Raw genomic sequence first — 493 nt, forward strand, 5'->3', positions numbered from 1 at the left:
ACGGAAGTCCACCGTACTCACCAGTCCGTTGCGCATCAGTGCAAACGCCCTGTCCTCCATCGCCTTCACTTCCTGCTCTCCGGCACCTGCCAGCTGCATGGTCCGTGCACGGAACATCGCATCACTGATACGCGTAAGCAGGGGAGTCGTCTCATCCAGCTCCGCCGGCAGTTCCAGTCCCATCCGGCTGTACTCCTCCGCCGCCTGCTGCAGATCCAGCTGGTAGAACACACTCTTTCCGTGATTCTCCGCCAGCGCCTTCCAGTTCACCTTGCGGAACTCCTCACGCTGCGCGGTCAGTCTTCTCAGGTTGGCATACGCCGAGATTTCGTCCGCCGACATCTTCTCCGCCTTCAGCCATATCTCCTTTCCCTTTTCCAGTTCCGGTTCCGCCGTCATCCATCGCAGCACCGCACCCAGCTCCTCCACCGATTCGCACACCGGAAAAATCGCTGCCGCCTGCAGATCCTGATTCCCTCCGATGTCCTCCGGC

1 pseudogene is annotated in these 493 nt (G+C 60.4%); it reads right to left on the minus strand.

Features of this window, described 5'->3' with window-relative positions:
• Positions 1–493, minus strand: a pseudogene (gene fkp, locus WKU26_RS12655) (bifunctional fucokinase/fucose-1-phosphate guanylyltransferase); the annotation flags it as partial.

The organism is Phocaeicola sp. HCN-40430, from assembly GCF_037890285.1.
GTDB classification, from domain to species: Bacteria; Bacteroidota; Bacteroidia; order Bacteroidales; family Bacteroidaceae; genus Phocaeicola; species Phocaeicola acetigenes.